Origin of the sequence: Bartonella krasnovii (assembly GCF_003606345.3) — a bacterium.
Classification (GTDB): domain Bacteria; phylum Pseudomonadota; class Alphaproteobacteria; order Rhizobiales; family Rhizobiaceae; genus Bartonella; species Bartonella krasnovii.
The window spans coordinates 1,579,829-1,587,500 of record NZ_CP031844.2 but is presented as its reverse complement, the minus strand read 5'-3'; the positions used below and the strand labels follow the sequence as shown (position 1 = coordinate 1,587,500).

Below are 7,672 nucleotides of genomic sequence, written 5' to 3'. Positions count from 1 at the left end.
ATCGTTCCCATTTCCTATATTCATTCTTAAATATAAAATCCAGCTTCTCAAAATTTCTATGCATTTTGCTGACTTGGTGGTTATGGCGGAGTGAACGCACCCGATCCCATCCCGAACTCGGCCGTGAAACGCTCCAGCGCTGATGGTACTTTGCCTTAAGGCACGGGAGAGTAAGTCGCCGCCAGGTCTGCTAAATGCATAGAAATATTCTCTCATCAATGCCAATGAAATATAATATAGTATAATGTATATAACCTGTTATAAAAAATAATCTCAATACCTTATCGCGGGGTGGAGCAGCCCGGTAGCTCGTCAGGCTCATAACCTGAAGGCCGCAGGTTCAAATCCTGCCCCCGCAACCAAAGAAATACAAAAATAATCAATCATCTCAGCCTCATATCTCATCTCACATTAAGAAAAAAAAAGTCGGCGAGTCCATAAATAAACCGAATTTGAATGATTGTGCCTCTGAACCGACCCCCCTTGAGGATATCGGAAAGGTTTGGCCTAAAAAGAATAATAGACCCATAAACAATGCGTCATGACAATGAGCTCATCGATAATATCACTGACTAAAAAACTCGTCAGAAAAATTGTAAAACTAGAAATCCTTGCTGGAAAAATTAAAAGAGCCTCTTTGCTGCTTAATCCTATCAGAAAAAAAGTGACAGACCTCTAAAAATTCTTCAATACTTTGTCCTCATAATCATCAAACCCTTCACAACGATCTTTGTTCATAAAAGCGCCATGGATAAGAAAAAAACGTACAAACACTTCTCTCCTTAGCTATTATAGATAAACGAGAGCATCTTTCTCTTTCTCGCACAAAAATCTTAATGGTTGAAAAATCTCTGCAATCAGCTACATGTTCATAACTCAAAAAAATATAAAAATACTCTCGCCTATCAACAATCATCTATAGCTCTTCTCACATCTTTTGAATCATATAACTGCCATGGAATAAGAATGTGGAGAAAACCTGTAAAAGGCTAGTGTCTCTCAGAAATCTTCTTTCCTATAAAAATGAAAGAGGTAAGGAGAGGTGAATTAATTGCACATGCATGCATCAGTACTAAACTTTGCTGCACATAGCGGTGGAAAAATTTTAAAAGTACAATCTCCTTACGGAAAACAAACCCAATAGCCTCTTTAGGTTATGCCACAAAATAACATTGGGAAAATGCAACCCTTAATGATTGCAGATAAAAACAGAGTGGAAAATAAACGCACCTGAAACTATGAATTGGGAAAGCTGATCATTGAAAGCCTTTCTCACAGCTCTTTATAAAATTCAATCCTTAATGAAAAACGCTAAAATATACAAAAATACATCTTCTTTTACTCAATCCCCACATCCTTTGCTAAAGAGAAAAAGTGGAGAGATAAAACAAAAATATCCCCTTAACGTCATGTGAACTTTATTGATACTTTACCATTTTGCCAATCTTTCCATTCTGTACCCTAAGAAAAAAAACGCTGAAATATCTAAATCGGGCGTGCGGTGCGTTTCTCCATATCAGAGGGCATGATAGAAAGGCGGAAAAACTCGTCTTATATTTATTTGTGGTGTAGGCGTGCTTGTCTGCATCTTTATGGCTTTATAGCACATTAAAATGCGGGCTTAACTCAAATCAAACTTTCTAAAAACAGAAAAATATCCTATAAAAATAGGACTGTAGAGATCTATAAGGAATACAATTCCTAAACCCTCCCGGTCCATCCCTTTTAGTAAAGCAGAAAAAAGCGTGATAAAGTGAAAATGACTGGTGTGACCAATATAAAACTTAAAAATTATCGCCAGTTAGTACTTTTTTATAAATGAGTGCAGGAATTGTAACGTGTACTGAAAATTCTGAATAGGGTACAGGGGGGAATGTTCAATATGGCGAAATGGTTTAAACACATCCCTTACCGAGCAGGCTTCTTGTCTTACTCTTATACTGCAAGCTCTTTTAGGTATTGTTTCACTGGCTATGTAATAACGCTGACTGACCACTATGTCGATTAAACTGCTTCTGGGAACATGAAGGTTGTGGGGTTAAAAGTAATGGAGCTACACTAAACGAAAAAGCTATGCGTCGCAAGTAAATCTCTAGCGTGCATAGCTTATAGGTTTGAGAAACAGATAATTATGATAATTCAGGCGATTAAAATCGGGTCTAGTTTTTTAATCTAGGAAACAAACACGAATAATATGCCCGTCGGGATCTTTGATGAGGAAGGTCTGTCCAAATGCATCAGTATACGGTTCCTTCAAGACATTTATCTTAAAAGTACTTTGCTCTTGCCATTCTGCATAGAGTTTATCTACCGCCTCTCCATGAGGCAATATAATGCCTATTTCTGAAAAATGAGGCACATTTTTTCCAGGCAATCGCCTCCAGACCAGAGGGCAAAAGACCATCACCTGAAGAAGAAAATGCAACATAGCATGGCGAGATGCATACAGGCTCTTTCTTGAAAATGAATTTGTAAAAAGCTGTAGAATACTCTCTGTTTGAGACGTAGATCAATTGTAGATTGGGATAAGTCGGGATATTACTTAGTGAACCCTCCATGATTGAGTAATGGTTGCCTTACATGATAAAATTCTATTATGCACTCTGATATTTGTGTAATATTCGTAGGGTCATTGGAAACTTTGACGAGTATCCTCTTGTGATGGTTTTAGTTGTTTTCTATCCTGTTTGATAATCGATTGACGTCTCGTATTCTTGCCTCCTCCATTGTATCCTTTACGAAGAGGGGGGCTAACTTTATAGATATGTCAACATATGCATAAATAGCCAAAATGGTTATTCGAATAGTTCTTTTATTTTTTTTGAATTGCCTGATCGAGAAAAGTTTCATAATTATCAGTAACGATATATTGGGTATTTCCTCCTAGAGCTTTGAAATGTTCGCGACCACAATGAATTTTTGCTTTTTCCATATCTCGCAACATATCTTCGAAGATAGCACCTTTGCTTTCAACCACAAAATACAACTTTTCTTTTCCATCTTGCTCAAATAATATAGCCCAATCGGGATTATATGATCCAAGAGGTGTATCAATTTTGAACCACTCAGGCAGTTTTGCGTAAACTTTTATTTCATTGTTTTTTTCAAATGATTGTGCAAGGCTGGATTCAATGTTTGAATCATAGACAACATGGTCATGGGTTGCTTTATTCGCCTTAATCATGTTTTTGTTCAAATATCCAATCAGTTCTTCCTGTTCAAAAAGCTCTTGTGCGTAAAAATGTTCGTCACCAATTTTGTGGTATTTGATACCATCAACTATAAAACGTTGCATTTCACGTGTGATAAGTCTTTTTACCTCATCAATGAACTTTTGAGGATTATTCTTAAAATCATCTAATCGGCCACTTTCGCGGAGTATACTAAGAATAGATTGTCTTTTAAGGTTGGTTTCATTTTGGAGGTAGGTTAAAATATCTGGAATTTTATAATCACGCACATCGTATACATGTGTGCTTTTCTGACTTTCAGCTACATTTACACCGCCTTTGCTGATCTCGGTTTTTGCGCGCGTGTAATTGAATTTTGTTTTGCCTACGACTAGATTTTTTCGAATACTGTTAGCACATTTTTTAATCAGCTCATTTGGATTGAAGTCTACATTATAGATGGTTTTGTATTTAATACGATTCCATAGTTTTTTGAATTCAGGGCTATCAAAAACAGCTTTGTTTAAGCGCACTGTACGCTTATCTTCATTGTTTTTGATATTAAGTCCGCCTGCAGTTTTTTTAAGAATGGCTGTAATAGCTTCTCTTTGTGCTTCAAACTGTTCAGGAAGTACCACATTATCTGCTTGCAAAGCTTTTTTTAGTTCATTTGTTATTTTACTATGTTGGTCAATATATTGCTTTTCTAAGAGATTATACCAAATGGTTTCTGACGCTTGTGCACCAAGAAATGTATGCTCTTGGTTTTCTTTTTCAATGAGAATATTCGCAAAGCTATGCATTTCAATAATGCCGAAGCGTAGGCCTTCTTCTTTTTCTATTTCTTTTTGCAGACTATCAACAAATTCTTCATAAGATTCGTTGGCCATAACCGTTAAGGTGTTTACTTCAAAACCATGGACACGTTCGCCATCTTGATTAACAGCAATACGAAGTCCTCGTCCAATTTCTTGGCGCTTTTTAATGGTCGACTTTGTTTCATTCAATGTACAAATTTGGAAAACGTTGGGATTATCCCAGCCTTCTTTTAGGGCAGAATGAGAAAAAATAAATTTTAACTTGGAATCAAAACTAAGTAGTTTTTCCTTATCTTTCATAATAAGGTTATAGGTATCTTCATCAGCTTTTGTTGAACCATTCGTATCTTTAACTCCGCTCTTATCACAAGAAAAATAACCATTGTGAACCTGTGAAGGAAGACTATCTGTGTCCATTTCAGAAAAAAGGCTATTATATTTGGGTTTTTTAATTGCTTTTGCATATTCTTCTTCAAAAATAAGAGCGTATTTTCCTTTTTGTTCCTGTGCAGTGTAGTCACGATAATGAGCAACTTTATCAATAAAAAAGAGACTGAGAACTTTAATCCCCATGGGTGTAAGCTTTAGCTCTTTATCTAAGTGCTCTTCAATCGTTTTACGGATTTGCAGTCTCTTATATTCATCTTCATTGACATCACCAATCGCATGGTGTAGGGCAATGATATCTGGCTTGCTGGTGAAATCGATATATTCATTGCCTTCTTCACAGTAAATATCATTTACAACATAGCCATCATAAAGGGAGCGTCCTCCTGATATGTTAAGCAAGTCATCGCCTTGCTTAACCCATTTTTCAGAACGTTTTATCGTATTTTTTTTCTGAATGTCCAGTTCAATCTTGGCTCGGTGTCCTTTCTTATTATCAACGGCCAGTAGCTTAATATATGCTTTGTTGTGTCCATCCTTGACTTGAATAGAGGCGACTTCAATTTGCTTTACTAGTTTTTGTTCATAGGCATCGATAGCATCCAATTTATAAAGCATATTGTGTTTATCAATATGTGTTGCGGAGTATCTAAATATGCAAAGCGGATGAAAAGATTTTATTGCTTCTTCTGATTTGGTGGTGGTATCCACACTTTGCGGTTCATCAATAATTACGATTGGATGAGTAGATTGGATAAGGTCAATGGGTATCCCTTGCATTTTATCATTCCAGCGGTGAATTATATTGGCACTGGTTTCTTTTGATGGATCTGTAAAACTTTTGCGAAAAGCATCAATATTGATCACCATAATTTGGATATAATCATTGTGAGCAAAACTGCGGACTTGTTCTAATCGGTTAGAGTTATAAGTAAAGTAGTCAAAAGGAATATTTTCATATTGCTCTTTAAAATGCGTTTTTGTCATTTCCAGAGTTTTAAAAACACCTTCTTTAATTGCAATGCTGGGAACAACAATAATAAACTTTGAAAAACCATAGTGTTTATTCATTTCAAAAATAGATCGTAGATATACATAGGTCTTTCCTGTTCCTGTTTCCATTTCAATGGTAAAGTCGAGGCTCTTTAGTTCTTTTGTTTGTTTTAACCCATTCCGGAGCTGGATATTTTGGACGTTTTCTAATATTTCTTCTGGTGAAAGACATAAGCGGTTACCATAGCCTCTTTCGCCTTTTCCTGTTAAGTAAGCTTCAAACTCATGTTTTGTTAAAGAAGGCATAGAGAACAAGGTTTTATCAAGTTCTTGGCCTTTAAAAATTCCGACAGCAGACTCCCATGCACGGCGTTGATGGTGTTGGTTAGCATCAAATTTAATTTTCATCGTTCTCTTTTCTATAAGCTTTTAATATCAGTGAAGCCATAGCGTTTTAGATTCATGAGAGCATTTGTTTTCACATTATCATCCCTAAAACTGCTGTCTTTGAAAACAACGCGTATGACTTCAGATGGTAGCTCCTCTTTAAGAGAGGTAATACCCTGGACAAGATCCATATCAATATCTTCGTCTAAACAGACTATCAAAGCGCCACGTCCAATGATGTAGATATTTTTTCCTGCAGTTGTACGTGTTTCAATGGGGACAGCTAGGTCAAGGCCATATTTGAGAAGGATCTCATAAAGAAGGTCTTCGTTAGAACGGTCTTGTTTGAGATGATCAACAGCATTGAGAAGATTCATATCAAGTGTATCAAAGTCTGCTTCCCAGCGCTTGATGTTTGAACTATCAAGCTTGAAAACCTTAAAGCCTGTATCAAGGTCACCATTGGCATTTAAATTCAGTTTTTTACTTTGCTCTTCTTTGATTTTTTTCCCAGCACGGCGAAGGCGTTCTTTGGATATTTCCGCAATATTTTTATAGCCAGCTTTGAAAGCTTCTGATTTTGTATCGGTTGGTTCGGGTAATTGCACAGAAATGCAACGCCGCTTGCCACCATCTTCGGCATTTAACTGCATGACTGCATGTGCTGTGGTGCCAGAGCCTGCAAAAAAGTCAAGAATAAGATCATTTTTGGATATAATCTGTTTTAACAATGTCATTAAAAGAGACATTGGTTTGGAGTAATCAAATATGTTTCCATGAAGTATTTTTTGTATCATCCGGGTTGCTTCGGTGTTTAATCCAACTATGTCCGTCATAATACTAGAGAAAGGATTATAATTGCTTTTAAGTTCATTTTGAAATCGTTTAAGCATTGGTCGTTTACTTGTATCTGTAGGAAATAAAACTTTTCCTTCTTTTATTAGCCTTTCCATGCTCTCAGGAACATAAGCCCAGACCCTATTGGGATTATAGGGAAAGATATTTCCAGTTTTAGGATCAATAAGATCATAGGCTTGATTAGGACGCATTGAGGCATTCATTCCAACGGTTAAATCGCCTGTAATCCATGGCCCTCTTGGGTCGTTGTCAGAATTTTGATATTTATTAAAATTTTTTTCATTTCCCATAAATTCAAAAGTTTCGTTACGCTGGTAGCAAAGTACATATTCATGATCTATGGAAACATTATTTTCTGACATTCCTGATGGTGCTCGGCGACGCCAAATTAATTGTGCAATGAAATTTTCTTCTCCAAAAATCTCATCGCAAAGTTTTTTGAGGTTGGCTACTTCATTATCATCAATAGAGATAAAAATAACCCCATCATCACGAAGCAGGTTGCGCGCAAGTTTGAGGCGTGGGTACATCATATTGAGCCAGTTGGTATGATAACGTCCTGCACTGTTGGAATTCGTTCCTATTTTTTTGCCTTCATTATCCAATTGTCCTGTCATTTCAAGATAGTTTTGTACGCCGTCTTTGAAGTCGTCTTTATAAACAAAATCATTACCCGTATTATAGGGAGGGTCGATATAAATCATTTTGACTTGGCGGTGATATGATTTTTGCAAAAGTTTCAAAACTTCAAGATTATCACCTTCAATGAAGAGATTTTGTGTAGTGTCCCAATCTATACTTTCTTGTTTACAAGGGCGTAGTGTTCCTGTACTTGGTGTTTGAGCAAGACGACTTGCTGCACGTTTTCCATGCCATGTGAAATTATAATGCTCTTCATCTTTAATGATATAATTTCCTAAAAGCTCTTGTAGCTGGTCGAATTTAATTTTTCCTTCTGAAAATACTTCAGGAAACAGTTGTTTAAACTGTTTAATATTTTGTTCCACGATATCCATGCTTGTGCTGTTTAGTTTTTCCATAATGCTCACGGGCTTTTTA

The 7,672-nt window shown here is 36.4% G+C and carries 3 protein-coding genes, 1 tRNA gene and 2 rRNA genes (1 of these 6 only partly in view); 3 read left to right on the top strand and 3 right to left on the bottom strand.

The window, feature by feature from the left end; translation table 11 throughout:
* The 3 genes from D1092_RS06725 to D1092_RS06715 all read left to right on the top strand — a co-directional run.
* A 23S ribosomal RNA gene (locus D1092_RS06725) occupies positions 1-5 on the top strand; it begins 2,808 nt to the left of the window's first position.
* A gap of 67 nt (positions 6-72) precedes the next feature.
* Positions 73-187, top strand: a 5S ribosomal RNA gene (gene rrf, locus D1092_RS06720).
* A 98-nt stretch (positions 188-285) separates the two neighbouring features.
* Positions 286-362, top strand: a tRNA-Met gene (locus tag D1092_RS06715).
* A gap of 1,805 nt (positions 363-2,167) precedes the next feature.
* Here D1092_RS06715 and D1092_RS09875 read toward each other — a convergent pair.
* The 3 genes from D1092_RS09875 to D1092_RS06700 form a co-directional block, all read right to left on the bottom strand.
* Complete coding sequence (locus D1092_RS09875; protein ID WP_241435966.1) at positions 2,168-2,374, bottom strand: VOC family protein; 207 nt, start codon at positions 2,372-2,374, stop codon at positions 2,168-2,170.
* 438 nt (positions 2,375-2,812) lie between these two features.
* A complete protein-coding gene (locus D1092_RS06705; RefSeq protein ID WP_148255641.1) occupies positions 2,813-5,776 on the bottom strand; it encodes a type III restriction-modification system endonuclease in 2,964 nt (987 codons plus the stop codon).
* Between the two features lie 11 nt (positions 5,777-5,787).
* On the bottom strand, positions 5,788-7,653 hold the full coding sequence (locus D1092_RS06700) for a site-specific DNA-methyltransferase (RefSeq protein WP_148255709.1): 1,866 nt from the start codon (positions 7,651-7,653) through the stop codon (positions 5,788-5,790).
* Positions 7,654-7,672 lie beyond the last annotated feature (19 nt).